Genomic DNA, 24,498 nt, shown 5'->3' with positions numbered 1-24,498 from the left:
CAAGTGACAGAAAGCCGGAGATCTTCATCATGGCATGGTGCAAAGGTGAATGTGGTCGGATGGCGGTTGCGGTGATGATCCTTGGCCTTGGTCTGGCGGCCCATGGCGCGGAGACCCAGCCCGCCAAGGACGATCAGAAAGGCGAACCGTCCCACTCTCGCCGGGTAGGCGTTTCGTGCATCTGCCACCCGGCTGGTCGGAGCATCGCTGAGATGGACAAGCTGATCGACGCTGCGGCGCTTGACCGGCCGGACCTGATCCTGCTGACCGAAGGCTGCATGCAGAACTCGGCCCCTTCCGCCAGCCGCACTGAGAAAGACGCCCAGTCGGAGCCGCTGCCTGAGCCCGGACCTATCACGCAGTTCCTCGCTCGCAAGGCCAAACAACACCGGGCGTACATTATGGGCAGCTACTGGCGCAAAGGGCCGAAAGGCCAGGGTCGGTACAACAGCGCCGTGCTGGTTGACCGGCAGGGTAAGGTCGCGGGCTGCTATGACAAGGCGTTTCCCACGATTGGCGAAATGGAGGATGGTGTGCTTCCCGGTCGGGGGGCGGTGGTCTTCGACACGGATTTCGGTCGAATCGGAGCCTTGATCTGCTTCGACCTGAACTTCCCGGAATTGCTCGCGGAATACAAGCAGCGCGGCACGAAGCTGCTCTGTTTCCTGTCGGCGTTTCGGGGCGGCAGATTGATCCCGGCGGCGGCGATGCGGAACCAGTGCTTCATCGCCAGCGCCGTACCCAATGAGAACGGCGTTATTGTTGACCCGCTGGGCCGCACCTTGGCCGAGTCCAGCCAATACGGGCGAATCATCTTCACCCGGGTCAATCTCGATAGCCAGATCGTCCACATCGACTACAATGCCGACCGCGTTCGGCGGATGAAGGAGAAATACGGCCCGTTGGCCAGCGCAGATACGGCCAGCCCCGAAGCGGTCTTCCTCCTGTTCTCGCTCCACCCTGAGAGGTCGATCCAGGACATGATCCGGGAGTTCGAGATCGAAACACTCGATTCGTACCTGGATCGCGCCCGTGAAGTGCGTCGGAAGCATCTTGGGGCGACCACAGGCAACCACTCAGAATGAAGAATCAGATGGGTGAACAATGGTGGTGCACGCGGCCAGCATTCAGGATCGCGACGGAGCCAAGTTGGCGATTCGCAAGATCCGCGGCGTGTACCCGCGGTTGAAGCTGATCTGGGCCGACGGCGGCTACGCGGGCAAGCTGGTGGAGTAGACCAGGAAGTTCGGCGGCTGGGTGCTGGAGATCGTCAAGCGCAGCGACGATGTTGCAGGCTTCGCGGTGCTGCCGAAACGATGGATCGTCGAGCGTACGCTCGGCTGGCTGGGCCGACACCGGCGGATGAGCAAGGATTACGAAATGCTCCCCGCCACCCGCGTGGTGGCGAGCAGGATCGACGTCTCCAAGCTGGCCATCGTGGTCGTCGGCCCGGCCGCTGAGCTCCTCAAGGATCTGGAGCAGATTGCACCGGTCACGGTGGTGGCCGCAAAAAATCAGCAGGCCAGCAAACCGAATTGACTTGGCATTGCCGGCACTCGCTCAGGGCCCGCGCCGATGGAATCTCGCCGGGCATCACCGGCGGGTTCTGCCTTCGCAGCCCCGGTCCCACACACGCGTCGTTACGCCTGCGACGGCTCGAAGTCTCGGCTCTCCTGCCGACCGAAGCCGTCGATGCGCATGGCCCCGCCTACTTCAAGCGTCAACAGGCCGTAAGCGTTGCCGTCACTTTCGACCATGGCCGGCAGCGTGCAGTAGTGGATACCGTTGATCATCCTGAAATCGTTCTTGTGGTTGTGCCCCTGGAACGCCGCCCGCACTTTGCCCGACGCCTCCAGTCGCCTGCGCACTTCGGCTCGCTGCCGAATGCCGTAGTTATCGTCGACATCCAGACGCTGGTGGACGAAGACGAAGACCGGATACCTTGCCGCGGCCAGGTCTTGCGTCAACCATTCAAGCTCGGCCGGCGGAATGTTGGAATCGGTCCAGATGGAGTGGCCGTCACCGTAGGGCTCGCCATCCTCCCGGAAACAAGCGTCCAGGATCACGAAGTGGAATCCGCCGACGTCGAACGAATAGTACGACCGGCGTTGCCCGCATTGTGCCAGGAACTGCCGCTTCGTCAGCGTGTGGACGCAATGGTTGCCCAGAACATGATGTCGCGGGCAGCGAGCCTGTGCGAAGACCGACTCGATTCGCCCCAGATAGCCCAGCTCCTGCTCCACCGAATCGGCCCCGTCGATGAAGTCACCGAGTTCGACGACGAGATCCACCTTCAACTCGTTGAAATGCACCACGGCCGCGGACAACCGCGCGATGCTGTCTCGGTAGTGCCGGTTTCCCGCGGAGTCCTTGTCGGCATAGTGAACGTCGGCCACCAGACCGATTCGCAACGGACCTCGACGCGACGTGTCATCGCGGTGCGGGTGAGAACACCCCGGCCACGTCACACCCGCCGCGCCGGCGGCCAGAAGCGAAGCACGCTGTAAGACTGCTCGCCGCGTCGGCGATTCTCGAAACCCGATCATCTCGTCATCCATGCAGGACTCCCCCGTTCTCATCGTCCGGCCAACTGATACCGCGCCCACACGTGGCTCGCGTTGAGTTTGACCGCCTGTTCGAACTCCCGCCGGGCGCTGTCAGCCTCACCCTGGCCAAGCAATCCCAGTCCGATGGCGTAATAGGCGTCGGCCGTGCGAACCCGCTTGGTCTCCTGCTCGCCGAATTTCGCGAAGAAATCGGTATCCTCCACCCGGGTCAGTCTCTTTCTGCCGTCTTCCACCAACGCCGCAAACGCCTCTCGGGCCGCTCTCTCCTTGCCCAGCTTGGCCAGCGACAACGCTTGGTAGTATCGGGCCTCCGGCCAGTCGGACACACCCTGTTGATCGGCCGCTCGTCCGTAACAATCTTTCGCCTTGGCGGCCTCGCCAAGCGCGTCCTCGGCGGTGCCCATCAGATACGCCACCTGCGGGCCTCGCCGGTCATGTCGCGGGCGGCCCACGGCGAGATTCTCCGGATACTCGCCTCCCTTCCGAAACTCGGCCAGAGCCTCGGCCGGGTTCTTCGCCTTCATGAACTCCAGTCCCTTGAGCAAGTGAGCATCGGCGTACACATCGCGAATGCTCTCAGCCCCTTCGCGTGCGTGGAACCGATTGTTGGCCAGATACTCGATCGCCCAGTCGTAGTTGCCGGTCAACACCAAGACCATGATCTCGCGGAGCAGCGCGTCCTGCCGGCGGCGCACGGTCTCATGATTCTGCTCCAAAGCCTTCAGACGTCTGGCTGGATTGGCGTTGTCCATCTCGTAGAGCACATCGAGCTCATAGAACAGCCGGGGGTCCAGCCGGTTGCAGCCGATCGCCTTCTCGTAGCTCTCGATCGCGGCGGCCATGTTCTTCTGGACCCGGTGGTACGCCCAGCCCAGATTGCGGTGAACCATCGCAAACCCGCCGTCCAATTCCCGCGCCTTTTCCCAGCAGGGAATCGCCCGCTCCGGTTGAAGTTCGTACAGCAGGTTGCCCAGATAGTAGTGTGCGCGGGCGTCGGACGGGTCTGCCACGATGGCCGCATTGAGCACGTCCAGATCCTCCAGTCGGAACGGGAAGCAGTAGTCGCTCGGCATCTTCGACGCCTTTGCGTAATGCCGGCGAGCCTCGTCCTTCGCCCCTTGCTGCTCGCACAGGTAGCCCAGGTAATAGTGCAGCAGTGGGTAGGTGCTGACGAAAGGGATCTTCTGCTCAACCGGGCGCGACAGAATCTCCAGAGCGTTCTCCCGCATCCCGCAACTCATGTAGTCTGCCGCCAGCTCCAAGTATGCCTGTATGTCGTCGCGCATCAGCCGGCGCAGCTTCGCACGCGGCTCGGCCGGCAAGGGATCGCCATCGTGAAGACCCGCCAGCGCGTCGTTCGCCGATATCAGTTCATTCGCCGCTCGGAAATTCAGCGGATCGTCCTTGAGAACGGCCGCCATCTCATTTCTTCGTTCTTCGGCATGGCCCGTCTGGCGCAGAATCGCCGCCTTCAGACAGCAAGCCCGCGTGTCCATCGCATTGGCGGCCAGGCAATCGTTGATCTGCTCAAGGGCCTTGTCGAACTGCCGCCGGCAGCAGGACAGCTCCGCGAGCTGATGATACGCCGCCGACACAAAGGCCTGATCCCAGGTTGCCCCGTAGAAAGTCTCGTACGCCTCGTCCAACTTGCCCTGAGCCCGCAAGGCCAACCCGAGTTGGTAGTACGCCTCAGTATTGCCCGGCCGGGTGTATTCAGCCGCGAGGCGCTCGATCGCCTTCCGCAAGTACTTCTCCGCGTCCATGTACAGGCCGCGCTTGTTGCAGTTGATGCCCAGCATGATGTTCGATCGCACGTCGCCCGGGTCCCGTTTGAGCGCCTCCTCATAGTAGCTCAGCGGATCGAGGCTTGGGCTGTGAATCTGCTCGACCCGCAGCCCGGTGAGGTACAGCTCCTCCGTCGTCTTGATGTCCTGTGGCTTCGGCGGCGGTGTGACCGGCCGGGGCAGCTCCTTAACCGGCTCACGCTCGACGGGCTGATACGACACCAGCACCGTACCGTCTCGGTCTCGCAATGCAGCCCGCAAATCGCTCGCTTTGGTGCCCTCAGGCACGGCGATCTCGCGTGTGAAAGGACGATCGGGCGAAATCGTGATCTCTTCTCCGAGCAGGCTCTTGCCGCCGGCGGTCAGTTCAACCCTGCCGATGCGCGGCGACGTTGCATGGAAGCCCACCGCCACCGTGTTCCCCGGTTTCAGCTCCAGGTTGACCGCCGCGTTGAGATTCGCGTTCTTGAAACCGTCGATCCCGCGCACCGGATACCAGTACTGCTTGATGACCTTCGTCTCGTACGGCTTGATCCAACTGTAGTCCGGCTGGTTGTCCGACCACGCCCCAACCATCAGCTCGGCGTACGGACCATCGGTATCGGTCAGGATCTTGTCCCAGGCTCGCCCGCCCGGCCCCGTGCCCCACTCCCACAACTTGGCTCCGCACACAAGATGGTGGTCGGCAACGTGCACGATCCCCGCCTGACGGCCATGGTCGTACCCGCCCATGAAGTCCTCGCGCAGGTTCCACGCAAAGAACGAATTCTGCTCGACCGAATTCTTCCACCAACTGATGTCCAGGCCGGTGTATTCACTCCCCCGATATCGGCCACGCCCGATTGGCCACGGTGTGAAATCGATCTTCGAGTGGTAGGTCGCGACCTGCACGCTCGGCGGAAAGATGATCTGGTAGTCATCGTTGACCCGTACGGCCACGTTGGCCCAGTAGAGAATCGAATGCGCCTGGGGCGTGCGGTTGAAGAACTTGACCGTCGCCTCCACATACGACTTGTCGGGGTAAAGCGTCAGCCCGACCAACCAGCGCATGCGGTGCCGCCGCTCAGTCTCGCCGAACCAGATCGTTCGGCTGCCGTCGGCGTTCTCGGCCAGCGTGTAGTCCACCGGCAGAAAAGTGGTGTTGCGGTGATGGTGAAAAGCGCACCACTCGATGCCGCCGGAGATCCACGCCCCCAGCATGCCAATGAGCGCGGGCTTGATCACGTGCTGGCGGTATATGAAATCGTAGCCGTTGGTCTTGTCCGTCGCCGCGAACAAGCGCCCGCCGATCTCCGGTAGCACGATCAGCGTGATGTACTCGTTCTCCAGGTTGAGGGCCGTGTACGTCTTGTCCACCCGGTCGTGCGTGAGCTGGTCCTGAACCGGGTAGGGATAGATCCGCTTCTGCGCCCCCTGATACGCGTCCTGGGCATAGAACATCGGATCGGGGTCCGGCGCCCCAATCTCGTACGTGGGAATCACCATCGGCTCTTCCCACGCCTTGACCTGCGCTCGCCCGACCGCACAGGAACACAAACCGAGGGCGAAGCCGTACAGAACCCGACGCACAGTCCCGCCAAGATGCACGCTCATGCCTGACTCCTGCGATCCTGAGAACCGTTGACTGACTCGCCTCGCTCTCGACGACGGGATAGGCCCCTCGCTCATGTGTACGCCCCACGGCTAGGCTCGGCCCGTCCGTCGTGACATCACCGTTGGCCACACGTCAGCAACCACACCATGATACCGATGAACCGCCATACCGAAACACAAGCCGATTCTCCCCCCTTCGATCCTGGCCAGAAACGGCCTTTCCTGAAGGAATGCAGCAAGTTGCACCCGTAGCCTACAGAATCCACAACTGGACCGGGCAACTCGGGCGTCGCTCGGCGAGAACCGTCGCCTTCCGGCAATCACCGCCGACAAGCTTGGGGCAGTCCGATGGAGTGCCCAGCTTGGTCAATTCTCACTTCTCTATTCTCAATTACCCGGCGCTGCGGGTTGCCGTCTTCTTTGTCGCGTTGATCGTTGGCGACCGGCATACCCAAAACCGTCGCTGGTGCCGATCACGGGGTCGGTACATGACACTGTATCGAGCAGTATCGAAAAGGAGCGTTCGATGATCCGGAACAGCCTGTATCGGTTCGGCATGATGGTGTCGTTCGGCGGCATGCTGTTGTTGACCTCGGCCGGCTGCAACGAAGAGGTGATGAATCAACTGAAGACCGAGGTCGTGCCTGGCCTGATCTCGGTCCTGACAACCGCGATCCAGGCCGGCCTACTGGGGGGGACGACGGGATAGCGATGAAACGCAACCCGACGTGCACCCGCCGGCGGATCTCGAAACCGCGGGGGATGTCTGGAGGCGCCGATCATCCGCCATCGGCCGCCTCTTTGTCATCGCTGGCGCCGAACTCCAGGGCGATCCCCACGCGAACGGTGCCCAGGTTGCCCGCGCAACGAATCACCTTGCCCAACAGCCTCAATCTGCGGTCGCCGACGTTCATGTCGACGGCAAGCCGCGTCCCCGGCACGATCTTGCGATAGCTGTGAATCGCCACGCTGCCGTCTGAGACGTCGAGCACCTGATGGGTCACGTTGTCGACCTGTTCCTCCCGCCCGTCGTCGCCCAGATGCGTCAGCCGCGCCACCGCCCGAAGCTGCGCTCGCTTCCGTGTTCTGCGTTCCCGCGGATAGTGCGTGCCCCAGCCGAGCTGCTGGTACTATGCCAGAACCTTGAGCCATTCATCCTGCGTCCTGAGCGCCGCCTGAGCGTTGTCCATGACCCGTGGGCCCTCAGCTCAACCCATCCCTATGATGCCCCAGTGTACGCCAAACGCCGGCCAGCGGCCATCCCCCTCCGACGAGTTTTCTGCTCCCCCTCTCCCGGCGGAAGACAGAACTCTTCTCTCACCCCAACTTCCCCATTCTGCGTTGCCTGGACGACGCCTTGTAGACGCACCAAGAACTGAGCTCGAGCAAGGCTTGCAGCATTCCTCCGGAGAGGACGCACCTGCTGGACACTGGCTTTCCTTTTGGCACGTCATCGAGTTTCCTGAACTGCCTTCGATCCGATGTGCAGTTGTGCTGGACCTTGATGACGGCGCTTCGAGTCTCGCCTTGGGGGAAGTTGATCGCGTCCCTGATGATGGCCGCGTGCTCTCCTGCCTGCGGATTGCGAATGGTCTGCCAACTCGATAGGCTCACCGCCGGTACTGCCAATCATGTCATTGGCGGATTCGGTCCGGTTCTTGCGTGGGGTGAGCGCATGAGAGCATCGATCGCGGCCGTCCTGGGCATCTTGTGGACTTGCGTGGACACCGCGCAAGCGCAGATCCAGATTCTGAAACGGTCTGACGTCGTATTCATGTACCAGGCGTCGCGGCAGACGTACGAGGACTATGGCGCCACGTTCTTGGCCTGGGGCGGAGAGCCGACGCCGCAGTCGCTGGCCGAGGCCCGGGGGCTGCGCTTCTTCGGCAGCGTCGGCATGGTTACCGAGTTCGGCCGTTACTACGAGCGTTTTCCACAAACGTATGAACAGGGCCTCTGCCGGGACATTGAGGGTAAACCCTACAAGGTGCCGTGGTTGGTGGACCTCCAGCACAAAGGCGTGCCCTTCTGGTGGTGCTGCACGCGCCAGCCGCTGTTCCGGCAGTATCTCTCGGAACGAGTGGCCGCCACGGTCAAGGCAGGCGCCAACGGCGTGCACATCGACGATCATCTGGGCACGGCCGGCGGCCTCTGGCAAGGCGGCTGCTTCTGCGACCGCTGCGTCGAGGAATTCCCCGCTTACCTGAAGAGCCTGCCCCCGGAAGAACTTGGTCGCCTGGGTGTGAAGGATGCCGGCAGCTTCAACTGCCGCAACATGCTCCGGGCGTGGGTCGCCGAGAAGGCAGGCCGAACCGTCCAGCAACACCCGCTCTGGAATCACTTGTGTGTCTACCAGTTGCGGGGTGCGGCCTCATTCATGGCCGAACTCCGCGCTCTGGCCGCCAAGACCGCCGGACGGCCGGTGCCGATGGGGGCCAACGCGGGCCTGCTCTGGCCGCACCATCTGAACGACTACCAGAGCCTCGACCTGTTCAGTGCTGAAATCCTGCACCACGCCGAAACCCGGCGGTTCAGCGACGACCCCTTGGTGGCCTACCGGCTGGCCGATGCCGTCGGCCGCCCCCTGGCCGCTACCGCGAGCGGCGAAGATTGGGCCTTCATCAAGGAGCGGAACCTGCCCGGGCTGGTTCAGGGCTGGATTGTGATGGGGTATGCCGCGGGCCACTGCCTCATGGCCCCTCATCGGCAGTGGTGCCACACGGCCGAGAAGGGCACGCACTGGTACGAAGGGCCGAAGGAGAAATTCGCCCCGCTCTATCGCTTCGTGCGTCAGAACGCGTTCCTCTTCGATGAGTTCCAGAACCACGCGGACCTCACCGTGGCGTTGTCGCACCGGACCTTCGACCGGGACTCCCGCAAGCTGACCAGCCCGTGTCAGCGTCTGTCGGCCGCCAACATCTCGTACCGGCTGGCGTTGGGCAGCGACGAGGTGGTGGGTCATCCGCTGCCTGCCGCGGAGTTGGCTTCGGCCGCTTACCTGCTGGTGTTGGAGCCCCGAGATTTCACCCCGGCCGATCAAAGGACCTTGACCGCCGTGGATCCGTCAAAAAGACTCAAGGACCTTGATGCGGCCATCGCAAAGGTTATGCCCGCCGTACGCTGCGAATCGCCGGGGCCGCTTCGCATTCTGCCACGGGTGAAACCGGGTGCCGCCGTCGTTCATCTGGTCAACCGGGACTACGACGCCGGGTCAGACGGCGTTAGGCCCCTGAAGAACGTCCGGTTGCGGGCGGACCTGGCGGCGCTCGGCGTGACCGGAGCCGCTGAGGCCCGATGGTTCGCGCCGGATACCCAGCCACGGATCCTGCCGATCACGCAGGATGCGCTGACCATTCCGGAGATGGGCCTCTGGAGCGTGCTGGAAATCACCCGGAAGTAGCCGCGATCCCAGCCGTTGCAGTGAGCCGCCGGACCTCGGCCACGACACCAACGTGGATGAGTCCGGCCTTGGGGCCGTGCGGCGATGTCCTGGCGGGCGAATTGGCGGTCAGCATACGCAGGCGGGTAAGTTCTCGCTCTTGGCCACCTCCCGTTAGCATAGTGGCATGCGAGACGTATCTGCAAAGGAGAACGCCGTGAACAAGCGCTGCAATCGACGAACGTTCCTGGGAACCGCCGGCGCAGTCCTCGGGTCCCTGTCGGCTCTGCATGCAGGCGAGGTGTCGGCATCCCAGAACGCTACAACGGGGCCGTCGAGCCAACCAACGAAGCGACCCGACCTTGGCGAACTCGCAGCGACGAATCTTGGCGCAGGCGGCAAGAATTGCGCCGAGGCAATGTTGGCCGCCGGCCTTGAATACCTCGACGAACCCCCGGAACTGGTATGCGTGGCTGCACTCTTCGGCGGCGGGATGGGAATGGGCGACCACTGCGGCTACTACTGCGGTGGGCTGATGACCATTGGGTTAACCTGCGCCGGCCGGCCGGACGGGAGGTCGGTGGCCAATCCGCTCCGCAAGGCATTTACCGAAGAGTGGAAGAAGAAACGGCCATTGCGGTGCCGCGAGATTGGTGAGGCACGCCAGGGGGGCAAGCTCGCTGAAAGCTGTAAGGACATTGGCAAGGATGCCGGAACGATGCTGGCCACGCTGATAGCTCCGATCGTCGAGCATCCCAAGAGGATACGCTTTGGCCGGCGCACCTGACGGGGAAGCGAGGATTCTCCGTCAATGCCCCCATCACCTTCGCCTTCGCAACCAGCGGTCCAACGGCGACTCAACGAGCGACCGTAAAGCTGCCGCTTTCCGCCGCTCCCAGTCTGCGTCAAGCTTTTGCATCACCGCAGCCGACTGCTCTGATACGTCTTGTTCAACCATGCTCCTCACCTCCGCGTTTTTTCACACCCACTGCCAACGTCGATGATCTCATGCCTCAAGGCTGTCTGATCATGGTCATTCCCTCGCCCGCGTGGGTGTGGTGCTCGGTTTCGTCGTAGGCTTCACGATCCCACCTTCCACTTCGGCACCAGGACCACACTTCTGCATCAAGCCTGTGGACCAAGAAGACAAACCTAACACAATTCTGGATGAGTGTGAACAAAGGAACTGGACCCCGAAGCCCCTCATCTGGCGGCGGGCGATCCCGTGGCGCCGGTGGCTGGGTAGCCCGGGTTAGTAGACGCGTCTGACCTGGGGGGTCTCTCCCGCCACTGAAACGCCCTCATGACCACGCCGTTCAACCGCTCCATCCGCAAGTCCGAGGTCTTGAGCCCGCGGATGAGTAGGTAGCAGCTCAGCGGATCGAGGACGCCGCCGGTGACCCACTCCTCCACTCCCTTCTTCTGTTCGGGGGCGTTGCAGATGCGGTCTTCAATGATCAGCTTTCAGCCGGATTGGATGGTGCCCGGAGCGGTCTTTGGGTACGATGGACCATGTTGGGCGGTGAGGCTGGGATGCGGTCTGGCTTCGACAGAGCCTGCACCGGGGCAAGTGACGGAGAGAAGGCTGGAGGTTGTAGCAGAATCCAACCTGACCCTCTGATCCCGCTTCTCCTGCCCTAGAAAGGATGACGCGACATGTGGCTGTTCGGACCACCTGATATTGAGAAGATGTTCGCCAGGCATGATGTCAAAGGTCTGGCCAAATCGTTGGCATACAGGAAGGACCCGAATCTGTGCACCGCCGCCGCCAAAGCCCTCGTCAGAATCGGTTCGGCATCTGTCGAACCGCTCATTGCGGTGCTCCGCGATGGGCCTCCGGATGTGCGCGAGGCTGCCGCCAAGGCGCTCGTCAAAATCGGCGCGCCATCCGTCGCCTCTCTCGTCGCAGTGCTCCGGCATGCTGGTCCGGATGCGCGCAGGGCCGCTGCCGAAGGGCTAGGCGAGATCCGCGATCTCCGCGCCGTCGATCCACTGATTGCAGCGAGTCAGGATGCGGAGATGCGCCAGGTCGCTATCGAATCACTCATCAAAATCGGAGATGTCCAGGCGCTCGTCAGAATCGGCGCCCCTGCCGTTGACCAACTCACTGCGGTGATCGAGCGCGGAAACCCGAACGTGCGCCGTCTTGCTGCGAACGCCCTGGGCCAGATCGGCGACTCTCGCGCCGTCGAGCCGCTCATGGCGGCGCTCCAGGATGGCGACCTGCATTTGCGCCGTCTCGCTGCCGACGCGCTGGGCCAGATCGGCGATTCTCGCGCCGTGGAGCCGCTCATTGGGCTTCTCCAGGATGGGCACCCGAATTTGACCTGTCTCGCCGCCAAGTCGCTGGGCCAGATCGGCGACTCTCGCGCCGTCGAGCCACTCATTGCAGTTCTCCAGGATGGGCCTCTGCGGATTCGCGAAATCGCCGCCAAGGCGTTGGGCCAACTCGGCGACACCCGTGCCGTTAAGCCACTCATCTCGGTGCTCCAGAGGGAAGACCGGGAGATGCGGTGGCCCGTTGCCGAGGCACTGGCTCACCTCGGCGACCCTGCGGCAGTGGAGCCGCTCATCGGGATGCTCAAGCATGCCAGTCCAGATGTGCGCCAGGCTGCCGCCAAAGTACTGCGCGAGATCGACGATCCTCGGGCTGCCAAGCCGCTGGAAGATCATCACAACCAGCGGGAGGATGATTAGCGGTCAAGACAAAGGTAGTGGAGCGCGTTGAACGACGAGGGCTTCGGGTACGGGCGGACCAGGTGGGCTGGGGCAAGGACGGCTTTCTCAATATCCGCCGGTTCCACGACCACGCCGACCTTCGCGGGTAATCGATCGGTACTACGTGCGCTCGCCACTATTCCTGGTTATGATCCACACGGAGAGCGCGCCGGCCACACGAGTAGCAGATGGCCTGACGAGCGGGTATAACGACGACAGGCAGAAACCGCCAATCCTGAACGGATGGTCCTCAAACGGTAACGGGACGACCAGTCGGAGAATACGAGCAGTTCTATGGGCCAGTTGACACCCGATCAGCAACCATCGTCGTCCTGCAATCCGGAGACGCTCGATCAGGGGGCACAGGTCACCCCGGACGCCACATCCTCGAAGTTGCCACCCGGCGACGCTGAAGACGAAACGACCATTCTGTCCGCTCTGGGCGAGGATGCGGCCATCGCCCATGCCGGAGCGTCGCTGCTCGACTCGCTTGGGCGGGGCTTGGCCGCGGAGGCGGGAGAACCCGCCGCCGGCGAGTTGGCCCGCTACGAGGTCCTGAAACCGCTGGGCAAGGGCGGCATGGGAATCGTGTTCAAGGCCCGCGACCGCCGCCTTGGCCGAGTCGTGGCCATCAAGCGAATCAGCTCCAACATCGCCGGTTCCTCCTCGGCCCTGGAACGCTTCCTGGCGGAAGCGAGATCGGTCGCCGTACTCAACCACTACAATATCGTACAGATCTACGATATCGACAAGGACTCCGACGGCTACTTCATCTCGATGGAGTACATCGAAGGAGAGGATCTCAAGAGCAAGATCGCCCGTGACGGCCGAATCGACCCGGAGCGCGCCGTCGAGATCACGCGGCAACTCTGCAACGCGCTGAGCTACGCCCACGGCCGCGGGATCATTCACCGCGACATCAAGCCGGGCAACATTCTCGTCACCGCCCAGGGAACGCCTAAGCTGGTGGACTTCGGCCTCGCACGAGGCATCGCGGACCAGGATCTGACGGTGACCGGCGTGATGATGGGCACGGTCGATTACGCCAGCCCCGAGCAGCTCCAGGACACCAAGAATGTCGATCACCGCACCGACATCTACTCGCTGGGCGCAACACTCTACGAGATGTTGACGGGCATCAGTCCCCGCATGGTTCAGGAGAGCAAGATTCCCGAGGAGCTCCGGGAGTCGGTCCTGAAGGCGATGTCGGCCGATCGCGGCCAACGATACCAGACGATCAACGCCTTCAGCGAAGCGCTGGCCCAAGCGAAGGTCGGAGATGTGGAGACCCTGATCCGTCGAGCGGACGCGCGTTTCAAGGCCGGCGACCTGGAAGGAGCCCTTCATCGCTACGAGCAGGTTCTGCGGATCGACGGGCAGCATGCCTGGGCCGGCAAGCAGGTGGAGCTGATCCGTTCGCGGATCGAGAGTATCCGAGGCTGGCGACAGGAAGCGAATAGCGCGGCAAACGAAGGCCACTGGGAGTCGGCGGCGGTGGCATGGCAGCGCATCCTCGACTCGGCCCCCGGTGACGTCGAGGCCATCGAGCAACTCGCCAAGGCCGAAGACGAGATCCGCAACGGGAAGCTGGCCGCGGAACTCGGCGAAGCTCGCCGGCACCTCGATGCCCATCGCTTCGCTGATGCCGAAACCAAGTGCCAGGCGGCCTTGGCCCTGGACACTGAGAACGCCGAAGCCCAGGCGATCCGCAAGGCCATCCGCGCCGCCCGGACCAGAATGGGACGAGACAAGATCCGCGCCGGCTTCAAGTTGTTTGACCGAAAGGATTATTCGGCGGCCATCCTGCTGCTGCGGGAGGCCCTGGAGCTGGTTCCGGAGGATCATCGAGAGCGAGCGAAGCTCACCCAGGCGCTGGATCTTGCCGAGGCCCTGCAGCGGATCACGGATGCGGACCGAGCGATCGACCAGGGGGAGATGATCGAGGCCGGCCGTTTGCTGGATGAGGCGGAATCGCGTTCGGGCAAGTACCAGAATCTGATTGACCGAATCGCGAAACGCCGCGAGAAAGTCGCAGCCAAGAAAGCCGCCAAGAAGCTGGAAGCCTCACTGTGGCGACGGAAGCTCATCCTGCAGATCGTGATCCCCGTGCTGGCAAGCGTGATTGTGCTGGGAGTCCTCGTCGGCTTGCTGGTGCATTCGATGCTCAGGAGGCCTCCGGTGGCGATCACGCCACCGCCGACGGCATCCACACCCATCGCTCAGTCGGATGGAAACGGAGTGCCGCGGCCGGTCACACCATCCCAGGGGCTTCCCGCTGACAAGGGCCGGCAGGCTGCCCCGCCCGCACCGGTACCGGCACTCCAGCATGCCAGCCCGCCGGCCGCCATCCAAGTCGACGACAAGCCGTTCTTCGTCATCGCGGCAAGATCCATCGACCCGCCAGACTTCGCCGAAGTCGCCCGGGCGGGCTTCAACACCGTCTCGTACGTCTACCACGACAAGGCCGAGCCGTACCTGGAGGAGGCCAAGCGGCACGGGTTGCGCGCGATCGGCTATACCCGTCAGAAACCGGATTGGGATGCCTTACAGGCCAGCCTCCGCGCCTGTCGTGGCGATCCCACGCTGCTGGCATGGATCATGCCTGCGGATCCCCTCATCTGGGAAATCCCCAAAGCCGACATCAAGCGTGTATACGACACAATACACTCCGCTGACGGCACCCACCCGGCGGAACTGCTCGAATGCCCAGTGCCAGACCGATGGCCAAGGCTACCGGACTACGTCGAGTATTGCGATATCCTGGCGATCGAGGCCAACCCTTTCACAGAGGCGTATCTCCGATATCAGAAGTTCGACTATCGCGACCGGATACTCCTTCTCCCTTACTGGACGGAACAGGCTGTCTCACTCGGCAGGGGGAAACCCGTCTGGGCGCTAATCCCCGCCCATCAAGGGAACGACGGGCGTCCTACGCCAGCTCAGATTCGTGCGATGACCTATCTGGTCATCAATCGCGGCGCGGGCGGTGTCCTGATCGACGGCTTCAAGTCGCTGCTCTATGAGGGTGACACCGATGACCCCAGATTCCGTGCGGTCCTTGGGATGGGCGACGCACGCTTGGCCGATTTGCGCAAGGAGTCCATCCGCATTGCCGGCGAACTCAAACGGTTGGCCCCGGCGATTCTGACGGGAGCGGTCTTCGATGCAGTGAAGGTCGAGGATACATCCGGTGTCACTGACCCGATCGACTACAAGGCTTACGCCCAAGGTGATCGGCTCTACGTCGTCGCGATCAACACCTCAAACCAGCCGGTCAGTCCGAGGTTGCGCTTCAACGTGCGGACAACCCCAACGGTCGATTTGCTTGGCGAGACGAGGACCCTCACGCTCAAGGACTCAGCTTTCACGGATCCGTTCGCCGCCTATGAGACGCACGTGTATATGCTCCGGATGGTCGGCCCCTCGGCGGTTGAGCCCGCACCCTCCGCGGCCGTGCCGCCGAGTCCACCCGCTGTGCCAACGACCCTCAAGAACTCGATCGGCATGTCCCTGAAGCGGATTCCGGCCGGCGAGTTCATGATGGGCAGCAAAGCGAGCGTTCCGGAACTGATCGATCGATTTGGGGGGAAAGACCAATGGAACCGGCCCGCAACCCAAATCCCCTACCACAAAGTCCGAATCAGGACTCCCTTTTACATGGCGATCCACGAGGTCACCGTCGGCCAGTTTCGAAGATTCGTCGAAGACACGCACTATGTCACCGACGCCGAAGGAGGCGCGCTCTCCTTCGCGGCGGGGAGAAAGGGCGGAGACACACTGAACTCCGATGGGGACTCCTCCTGGTCCGAGGACGCATCCTGGCGCAAGCCGGGCTTCACGCAAACGAATGACCATCCGGTTACCTTCATCAGTTGGAACGATGCCAAGGCGTTCTGTGCATGGCTGGGCAAAAAGGAAGGTCGCGTGTACCGCCTGCCGACCGAGGCCGAGTGGGAGTACGCCTGCCGCGCGGGTACCGACACCGAATTCTGGTGGGGTGACGACATGGATCAGTCGGGCCGCATGGCCAATGTCGCCGACCAGGCTCCCAGGCAGGCGTACCCGAGTTGGTCATCGAGCACGAGCAGGAGTGACGGCCACGCAACCACGGCCCCGGTCGGCAGCTACCGCGAGAACGGGTTCGGCCTCCACGACATGATTGGGAACGTTGCGGAGTGGTGTGAGGACCACTATCACGAGAACTACGCAGGCGCGCCCGCGGATGGGTCCGCATGGCTGGACGACTCGAGCTCTTCGAGCCGAGTGATCCGCGGGGGCGCCTGGGACGATCCCCCGGCCGTCTACAGGGTCGCCGCCCGGTTTGATTTCCCAGCCAGTTTCCGGAACTGGGGATCTGGGCTGCGCGTGGTCAGCGAGCCTGCCGCCGTGGCAAGCCCCTCGGGGAACGGAGCTCAATTTCCAAGAAGTGACCCGATTCCGGATGAGGCGAACGGCCCATCGCGCCTGCACGCTGCATTCAACGGCAAGGATCTCTCCGGCTGGTTCGCGGCCAGTGGCGATTCATCGGCGTGGTCCATGGATGACGGCGTGCTCGTCGGCACCGCCCACCAGCCGCAGGGATTCAACTGGCTCATGACCCGCCGCGAGTACACCGACTTTGAACTGAGCTTCGAGTTTCAGCTGACCATCGGCGCGGACAGCGGTGTCGCCTTGCGCGCGAATCCCGGCGACCCCGCGCACCCGCAGATCCAGGTCAGAGAAGATCACGATCCGCGTTACGCAAGCACGCCGCTCGAGTGGCAGACAGGCGCTCTCTACGGCTTGGCCATCGACCACCCCGCGGTACTCTTGGCGGTCGGAGAGTGGAACCGGATGGTGATCCTGTTGCGCGGGAGTCTGTTGCGCGTCACGGTGAATAACCGGGTGGTACTCGATACTGACCTCGATAAGATGTCAAGGAATGGACTCAAGTACCCAATACTCCCTCCCGGGCCGGGTCGAATCGGCTTTGAGGCCTATCTCGGGACCGTCCGCTATCGCAAGGTCGAGATCAGAGACCTGGCCAACTCCACTGCGCGGTCAGTTAAGTGAATATCAGCTGCCCACCGCCGCCACCTTCCGGCAGGCCAGCAGCGTGAAATCGTCGCTCGGCGGATGGCCGACACAGAATGTCTCGACCTCCCGCCGCACATTCTCTACCGCTTTCCGGGCCACGTGACCGGCACACGATGCCGCCGCGGCCACCAACCGCTCTTCTCCGAACTGCTCCAGGTTACCCCCGAACGCTTCGGTTACGCCGTCGGTGTAGAGCAGGATCGCTCCTTCACCGGTCGGGAACCGCCAACTCGTCTCGCCATAGACCGTGCCGTGCAGAATGCCCAGCGGACAGCCGTTGTCCACGCACAATAAGCGAGCATCTCCTCCCGAACCGACGTAGATCGGATACGGGTGGCCGGCGGAGGCGATCAGCGCATCACCCGTATCCGGCGACAGCCGCACCACCTGGCAGGTCACGAACAGCCCTTCCAGCGAACGCCGCAACAACAAGTCGTTGAGCGAAGCGAGCAACTGCCCGGGCGAATTACACTGCTCGAGAACCCCCTGGGTCATGGCATGCATGCGGCTGGCCAGCAGCGCGGCCGGCGCCCCTTTGCCCGAGACATCCGCCATCAGCAGCCAGAGATGGCCGTCCTCCGTCACGATGGCGTCGTAATAGTCGCCGCCCACCTCGCGGCACGTGAAGTGGGCACCGTGAATATCCCAACCGTCCAGTCGCGGCCACACCGACGGCAGGATCGCCTGCTGAACCCGCCGGGCGCCGGCCAGTTCGGCCTCAAGCCGTTGCTTGACCATCTTCGCTTCGATCAAGCGGGCGTTCTCAACGGCAGTGGCGACCATTGCACCCATCGCACAGGCAAATTCCAGATCGCTCTCCGTGTAGGTCCTCCCGTATTGGCGATTGTCCATGTAGATGAATCCGATGACCTCGTCATCTCGAACCATCGGTACGGAGAGCACCGACCGGATGCCGCCCGCGATAACGCTCTCGTACTGCCGGGCGTCGAGGTCGGCGCTCGTGTCGGCAATGAGAACCGCCTGGTGTCCCGCGATGGTCCGTCGCAGGACAGATCGACTGATCATCACCTCAGCGGCCGCTGCACCCGCGGGGCGAACCAGAACGCGGTCGCTCTCGTGCTCCGGGTCGCAGGTGAGCCCGAGCACCACCATCTGCGCGTGCAGTGCCGACATGAGCGTCGCCGACGCCTCGTCAATCAAGCCCGACACATCATGCCGCCCCATCAGCCGCCTGGCGAACTCATACAGCGCAGACAGCCTGGCGCTATCGCGTACCATCAAGTCGCTGGCTTGCCGTGCCACGGTGGAGCCGGGAGTTTCCGGGGTGTCACTGAAGCTGATAACGCTGCCCCGCTCGGGCGGCAGCTCCGGCTGGTCGGCAGCGAAAACGATGCGCACCTGGCCGACAACAATCACGTCGCCGTCTTCAAGACAACGCTTCTTGATGCGCCGCCCCTGGACGATGGTGCCGTTGCTGCTGTCACGATCCTCGATCCACCACCGGCCGTCGCGGTCACGGAAGAACCGGCCGTGTTCCCGAGAGACCCCGCGGGCGTTCAGCACCAGGTCGTTGCCGTCCGCCTTCCCGAACGCCAGTACGTCGCAATCAAGGGCCAGGCCCAATTCCTGTCCGTCAGGGTATCGCACAACGATCGTCGCCATGACATAGACTCTACCGGATTTACCGGGAGACCGAAACAGGACGCCTCGTTCGGAGAACCGCTTTGCCCTCTACACGGAGCACCGCGAACGTGTCCTGCTTTGGCACAGAGGTCGATGAGTACGAGGACGGCAAAGTCGTCAAGCACGCGGGGGCATGGCAGGCCGACGAGGAGGATTCCAGGGCCGAACTCGTCAGGCCCGGAACGATTCTGTTGGGGTCACGGTATTGCCAGGAGATCGCACCGAACGCCAAGGATCAAGCCGAGCATATCGCTGATGACGTAACTCTTCAGCCACCAGCATAAACCTCCATGAACTGCCTAAAGGTCGAGGAGACCGCGCCTCGGGAACCCGGCGAACGGGACTACAAGGCCTATGCGCGGACCGTGGGCGGTGTCCATGACGAAGACCTCAAGCTGATGAGCTATCGAACCGGGAAGGAGCCGGTCGGCCGACAACTTGATGCCCTGTGCGCAGTTGTACCGCTGCCTGAGAGCACCAACGCAACCTGCAACGGAACTACCGGTCCGTCGCACCCTCCATCAACCAGGCTCAACGCCAGGGCTCCGAATGCACGGGTTGTTCGAGACCTGAACAACCTGATCGGCCGCCCCTGCCCGCGCACCTGGTGCCCCCTCCGTTATTCCACATGCTTCGGGAGGCGAATCTTCCTCCGCACTGCCGTAGCCCGGTGGCCAAGGCTCCGTGGGGCAATCACCCCGCCGCGTGCCGTTTGACCCAGCCCACCAAGCCGATTCCGAGAGCCGCCAGAATCACGGCGCCGGGGGCCGGGACCACGACTCCCGGGGTGAACTGACGGTAGTAGATATTGTCATTGAAATCAGAGTGAATCTGCCGAGAGACGAATCGGCCGTAGTGGGTCATACCCCTACCCAAACCGATATCGGCGTTCGGAGCGAGGATCACGCCCCAGAAAGTACTGCTGTCGCTGAAGTTCACGTCCGTACCAAGGTAGCGGAACAAGGCAACGCTCTCGACGTTCGAATCCGCCGAGCCGACGAAGCTCCCGTTCCCATTGAACTGAAGGTCAAGTGAGTTGGGGTCGCTATCGCCGGTGATCTGAATGACTGTTCCGGGAACGGTGAAGAGGTTGAAGCTTTGGCCCGTGTTGAGCCGCCTGAAGGTATAGGTACCCTCCGTCAGATAGATGGACGCGCCATCCATGACCTGCAAATCCCGGTATTCTCCAGGATCAAGAGGGGTTCCGCCGTTGTACGTCGTGTTCTTGGCAACCGTCACATCGAGAGTGCTCGTGGTAGTGAAGGGATCGAAGAGCGACGGCATCGGATTGAACAGCGGCGACGTGAAAACCGACACCGTTCCTTGCACGCCGTAGCCCGGGTTCGGATTTGACCAGCCGGAGCCCGCCTGCTGGTTGGTGTAGACGTCGTAGACGAGAGCCTCAGGCCCAAGCTGAATTGAATCGCCGACCAGTAGCGTTCCTTCAGACATGACGAAGCGGCCATTCGCCCCGACGTTGATCATCTGAGTACCGTTACCAAGGTTCCCATCCGCTCGGTTCACACCCACATTGCCACCGAGGACGTAGCCTCTGCCCGCCGCGTTGCCCCCTTTGAACGTCAAAGGCGCGGTGTTGTCAGCGAGCCCTTCGCCTGTGGCGAAAAGAACGTAAGAGTCCAAATCAGTACTTGGGCCGGCTGGCGCTGCCGAGGAAAGGAAACCCAGCGCTGCAACAGCAATTAGGATTGATATTCTCATCTTTCGACCTCCGCAACTTGAACGAGTTTTGTACCCCGCCTGACTCAGCCGACAAGCACACAGACCAAAATAGCCTAACGCAGCCGCCGATGGCTGTCAATAGTCTAGAGTTGTGCGGTCTTGCGGGCCAACACGCTAACTAGCCGCTTGACGCTGGCGGGTAGGTCGCCTGCTCTACGACGGACCCCCAATGACGCCGCAACCACTCGCGAGTACGACCGCCACAAGGGGACACGTTGCCAAAGAGACTTCAACCGCTCCCACGGGCAATCATAACTCCTTGGCCCATAACGGCAGGCATCGTTTGATGGTGGAAGGGACGCCCCCCGCTCCTGGGTAGTCTGCGGCGATCAGTTAGGCCGCCGTTAGCGTCTGGACCCACCCGTTTCCTCGCTCAAGGCCAACAGAGGCTCAGGAACGACTACGTGCAGAACCGTTAGGTCGCGGTGAACGACAAATCACGACGAAGGTCGTTGGTTCGGATCCGCCCCCAGACCAAGAACCCGCGAGCAACCTTCGCGACTATGGCGCATAGGAGTTTTAAAGAGGAAGATGTTGTGCACCCGTGCACCCGTTTCGCGTTTTTCGACGTCACAACTCGGTCCGAGCCGCAGCCGCGTTTGCTCCCCCCTATCCGAGCCTCCTCGGTGGTTGAGACAAGGGACGGCGGGGGACGCGACAGAGAAGCAGGCAGGGTAGAATCCCAGGCAACCGACCTGCTCGGCGCTCGAACGGCACGAGGCAAGGCGCGGGCCATGGCCAGGGAAGGGTGATTGGATGCCATCAAGAAAGGAACTATGGCCGCTATGAAACGAAGTACCACGATGGAGACGGCAAGGACCGGCAATAGAAGAAGATACAGCCAGCACGCAGTCCTGCTGGTGCTGTGCTGGACATTCGTCGGTGCATCCGGCGCCGAACAAAGCCAGGTGCAGACCGGCGACCTGCGTGTGACCTACGAGGCATGGACCGGCGTACCCGTTGATATCGAGACAGGGCCGAAGTGCTGGCTCAAGGCGCCGGCCGCGCTGAGCATCCGGCGGGAAACGTCCGGGACCTCAGTCGCTCCGGTCGGTTTGGCCGAGGCCCAGGCATCGCTGCCACCCCTCGGCCTGGCCCTGTCTTCACGCTGGTCGCAGGAGAAGGAGTGGTTGGTGTGGGATCTGGAGTTCATCGGCCAAGAGCCGCGCTCCGGCCACGAGGTCATCCTCGAACTGCCGGTGCTGTCGTCGGCCTTGCGCATCTTCACGCCGACCGACCAAGGGGTCGCGGACCTGTCCATCCTGCCCACCTGCAGGCCGCCCTCCTACGGCGTTTACGACGAGCACTATGGCCGGACCTACGTCCTGCCCCTGGTCAGCGTGTTTGACCCGGCGGAGAATCAGGCCCTCACCATCGCCCTGCCCGCCGATGCCTTGATCCCCCACCTCCAGGTCGAATGGGGCGACGCCCGTACCGTGCGCCTGACCCTCGGACATCGTGGGATGGGCGGCGGCAAGCCGTCGTTGCTGCGCCTTCTGTTCGCGACCCACCAGGCGGACTACCGCGCCGCCATGGCCGCATACGTCGCCCGGTATCCGACCTACTTCGAGCCCCCCCTGCCGCGCGATTGTGATCTGGAGGGGGCCTTCTGGTACCACCACATCCAGGACCATCCCGGCTTCGAGGAGATGGAACGTCAGAACGTGCGCTACATCTGGTCGTCGTTCTGGTTCACCTATCTCGGCGAGTTCCTGCCCGTGGAGAGGGAATGGTACCCCTACACCTACGCCAAGTGGTGGAAGCTGGGCCAGACCATGAGCGACGTGAAGATCAACGATTTCGTCGGCAAGATGCGCCGGAACCGCATTGGCACCTTCGCCTACTTCAACGTCACTGAATACGGCGGGAACGGCGGCAAGGGGGGTGACAGCACCCAGGCGTCACGCGAGCTCCGGGAACGATTCGCCGATGCCCTGGTGAAACGCGAGGACAACGCGCCTATCCGCACCTGGGAAGGCGCCATGGTCATGAACCCCCGCCGTCAATATGCCCTGTTCCCCTTCCTACAGGAGCAGGTCCGCCGCCACCTCGAACGGCTGCCGGACTTCGCGGGCTTCGCCATCGATCGGCTTGACTGGGCCAGCCGGTACGACTATGCCCACGACGACGGCCTGACCATGATCGGGGATCGATCGGTCGACAACATGGCCGGGACGGTGGCCGAGGCCGTGCAAGAAGTGTGCCGGCTCTCCCATGCGGCCGGCAAACGGGTGATCGTCAACCAGTTCTACCGCGTGGAGATCATGCGCGACGTCGACGGTACCTGCAATGAATGCGATATGCTCACCCAGGGCTACCTGACACCCCTCCGCCCGGCGGCCGCATGGCATACGGCGGGCAGCGGCGGCGACTATGTGGGCCGGCGCGATCTGACCTTCGTCGAGGCCCACCTCAAGCAGCGGCTGCAGATCGCCCTGCTGCCGCAGATGATCGCCCACCGGTTTCCTATCTCTCAGCAGCCCGCGGATGGGCGCGCCGCCGATCTCATGGAACTGTTCGCCCCGCTCTTCAAGACTTTCGCCGGAAAGCGGCAGGTGTTGAGGCCGCACTGCGTGGCCGTCAGCGGCGCCAACGACGTGAGCCTTTTCACCGACGCCCAGGGCCGCTACGTGGTGCCAGTGACGTCCCGAACTCGCTTCCTGACTCGCGGGGATCGCGCCGTGAGACCGGCGCAGGTGACCATCACGACGCCGGATGCCGGGCAGCTGAACTGGGCTCAAATCATCCCCTTGGGCGGCTGTCCGAGCATGGCGGCCGTTCAAGCCGACAACGGCAAGGCCGTGGTGAGCGTGCCCGATCATGCCGCAGCCACCATCGTGGTCATGGGCCGGGGCGACGCGCCGAAGCCGACGCAGGACGACAGCCCCCGCCTTATCGCCTTGCGAGACGCGCAGTTTCCCGTGGCCAGGGACACGATGGAACCTGCGACCGAGGCCCCGGCTGGTGCCGTTACCGAGGCGGTGCTCAGCCTTGACGGCATCATGCTCCATCCGGGGACCTTCTCCGTGCTGCTCAATGACACGCCGGTCGGAGAACTTAACGAGAACGTGGGCATCTTCCCCTGCTCACTGCGGGACACGGCCCGCCCAGTGGTGCGTATCCGCGCGGGGGCCAGCGGATTCTGGTACCTGCCCAGGCACGTCTGCCTGAGTGCTCGGACCGCGGACGGCAGCCGGCAGTTCGCCACTTGGCAGCTCGACGCAGCGGAAGATCCAGGCAGTTCGTCCCGAGAACTGATCCTCCCGCTCGTATGGGTGCAGTACATCGGCGCCACGGCCGCATGGCAGGCGGTGGATGCCGAGCGGGGCGGGAACTGGCTCAAGACGTTCGGCTCCACCGCGGCCTGGGTGGCCGGTACACCCTCCGTCGATCAGCCGCAGCAGGGCGGATTCACGCTGAACATGGGTCGAGGCACGAGATTCACCTGGGCGGCCGCCACCGATGATCCCCGGGCGCCCGGCGTGGATGACCGGAAGCGGACTGCGGCCTGCTGGTTCGACACACGGGAAATTGACGGCGACATCGCCACCTTCGGCAGTCAGCCCTATCGACTCACCCTCTATCTGGTGGATTACGACCGAAGACAGCGCGCCGCGGAGATATCGCTGGCCGGTTCCCTGGGCGAACCGCTGGATGCGCGCCAGGTGAGCACGGATCAGATGGCGAAGGGCGCCTACCTGACCTGGATGGTCACAGGACCGGTCCGTTTCCGCATCCGCAATGCGGCGGGCGAGAATGTGGTACTGTCGGGGGTGTTCATCGATCCGTGACGCCATGATCGCCCCGGCGCCATGCGATCATGCGCGATGGACCCTCGGTCACGTCCCGCTCGTGGCCGCTGACGGACGCGCCGGCTTCCGACGCCGCGTTTGCCGACAGGCCGAATGAGCTCCCGGCCAAGCAGGCATCTGAAGAAGGCTGGTCGATCCCCGGAAGTAGTCTCGGCCCCCGGATGCAGTCGGGCATCACCCTTGGC

Annotated in this window: 14 protein-coding genes; 8 read left to right on the top strand and 6 right to left on the bottom strand. The window is 63.1% G+C overall.

Features of this window, described 5'->3' with window-relative positions:
• Positions 1-29: 29 nt before the first annotated feature.
• Together KA354_17070 and KA354_17065 are read left to right on the top strand one after the other, a co-directional pair.
• Positions 30-1,085, top strand: a complete 1,056-nt coding sequence (locus KA354_17070) for a carbon-nitrogen hydrolase family protein (protein ID MBP7936354.1) — start codon at positions 30-32, stop codon at positions 1,083-1,085.
• Between the two features lie 172 nt (positions 1,086-1,257).
• Entirely contained in the window at positions 1,258-1,539 is a 282-nt protein-coding gene (locus KA354_17065; protein MBP7936353.1) for a transposase, read from the top strand.
• Positions 1,540-1,640: 101 nt separating this feature from the next.
• Here the strand turns inward: KA354_17065 and KA354_17060 are convergent, their stop codons facing one another.
• A complete protein-coding gene (locus tag KA354_17060; GenBank protein MBP7936352.1) occupies positions 1,641-2,558 on the bottom strand; it encodes a metallophosphoesterase in 918 nt (305 codons plus the stop codon).
• 17 nt (positions 2,559-2,575) lie between these two features.
• A complete protein-coding gene (locus tag KA354_17055) occupies positions 2,576-5,944 on the bottom strand; it encodes a DUF5107 domain-containing protein (protein MBP7936351.1) in 3,369 nt (1,122 codons plus the stop codon).
• Positions 5,945-6,470: 526 nt separating this feature from the next.
• On the opposite strand from KA354_17055, the gene KA354_17050 reads away from it, so the two are divergent.
• Positions 6,471-6,653 (top strand): hypothetical protein, encoded by a 183-nt coding sequence (locus KA354_17050; protein ID MBP7936350.1) that lies wholly within the window; start codon positions 6,471-6,473, stop codon positions 6,651-6,653.
• Between the two features lie 70 nt (positions 6,654-6,723).
• Here the strand turns inward: KA354_17050 and KA354_17045 are convergent, their stop codons facing one another.
• Entirely contained in the window at positions 6,724-7,002 is a 279-nt protein-coding gene (locus tag KA354_17045; protein MBP7936349.1) for a PilZ domain-containing protein, read from the bottom strand.
• 617 nt (positions 7,003-7,619) lie between these two features.
• Here KA354_17045 and KA354_17040 point away from each other — a divergent pair.
• Both KA354_17040 and KA354_17035 read left to right on the top strand, forming a co-directional pair.
• Positions 7,620-9,344 (top strand): hypothetical protein, encoded by a 1,725-nt coding sequence (locus tag KA354_17040; GenBank protein ID MBP7936348.1) that lies wholly within the window; start codon positions 7,620-7,622, stop codon positions 9,342-9,344.
• 196 nt (positions 9,345-9,540) lie between these two features.
• The gene (locus KA354_17035) at positions 9,541-10,110 is read left to right on the top strand and encodes a C_GCAxxG_C_C family protein (GenBank protein ID MBP7936347.1); all 570 of its coding nucleotides are present in this window, start codon (positions 9,541-9,543) and stop codon (positions 10,108-10,110) included.
• Positions 10,111-10,526: 416 nt separating this feature from the next.
• Here the strand turns inward: KA354_17035 and KA354_17030 are convergent, their stop codons facing one another.
• The gene (locus KA354_17030; GenBank protein ID MBP7936346.1) at positions 10,527-10,736 is read right to left on the bottom strand and encodes a PLP-dependent transferase; all 210 of its coding nucleotides are present in this window, start codon (positions 10,734-10,736) and stop codon (positions 10,527-10,529) included.
• 243 nt (positions 10,737-10,979) lie between these two features.
• Here KA354_17030 and KA354_17025 point away from each other — a divergent pair, with 243 nt between their 5' ends.
• A complete protein-coding gene (locus KA354_17025) occupies positions 10,980-12,020 on the top strand; it encodes a HEAT repeat domain-containing protein (GenBank protein ID MBP7936345.1) in 1,041 nt (346 codons plus the stop codon).
• 315 nt (positions 12,021-12,335) lie between these two features.
• Entirely contained in the window at positions 12,336-17,093 is a 4,758-nt protein-coding gene (locus KA354_17020; GenBank protein ID MBP7936344.1) for an SUMF1/EgtB/PvdO family nonheme iron enzyme, read from the top strand.
• Between the two features lie 3 nt (positions 17,094-17,096).
• On the opposite strand, the gene KA354_17015 is transcribed toward KA354_17020, so the two are convergent.
• On the bottom strand, positions 17,097-18,740 hold the full coding sequence (locus KA354_17015; protein ID MBP7936343.1) for a SpoIIE family protein phosphatase: 1,644 nt from the start codon (positions 18,738-18,740) through the stop codon (positions 17,097-17,099).
• A 714-nt stretch (positions 18,741-19,454) separates the two neighbouring features.
• Positions 19,455-20,480 carry a hypothetical protein gene (locus tag KA354_17010; protein MBP7936342.1) on the bottom strand — a complete coding sequence of 342 codons (1,026 nt, stop codon included), beginning with the start codon at positions 20,478-20,480 and terminating at the stop codon, positions 19,455-19,457.
• A gap of 806 nt (positions 20,481-21,286) precedes the next feature.
• Here KA354_17010 and KA354_17005 point away from each other — a divergent pair.
• Entirely contained in the window at positions 21,287-24,292 is a 3,006-nt protein-coding gene (locus tag KA354_17005; GenBank protein MBP7936341.1) for a hypothetical protein, read from the top strand.
• Positions 24,293-24,498 lie beyond the last annotated feature (206 nt).

It is taken from the genome of Phycisphaerae bacterium, from assembly GCA_018003015.1.
Lineage (GTDB): Bacteria > Planctomycetota > Phycisphaerae > UBA1845 > PWPN01 > JAGNEZ01.
This window is presented reverse-complemented; position numbering and strand designations above follow the sequence as displayed.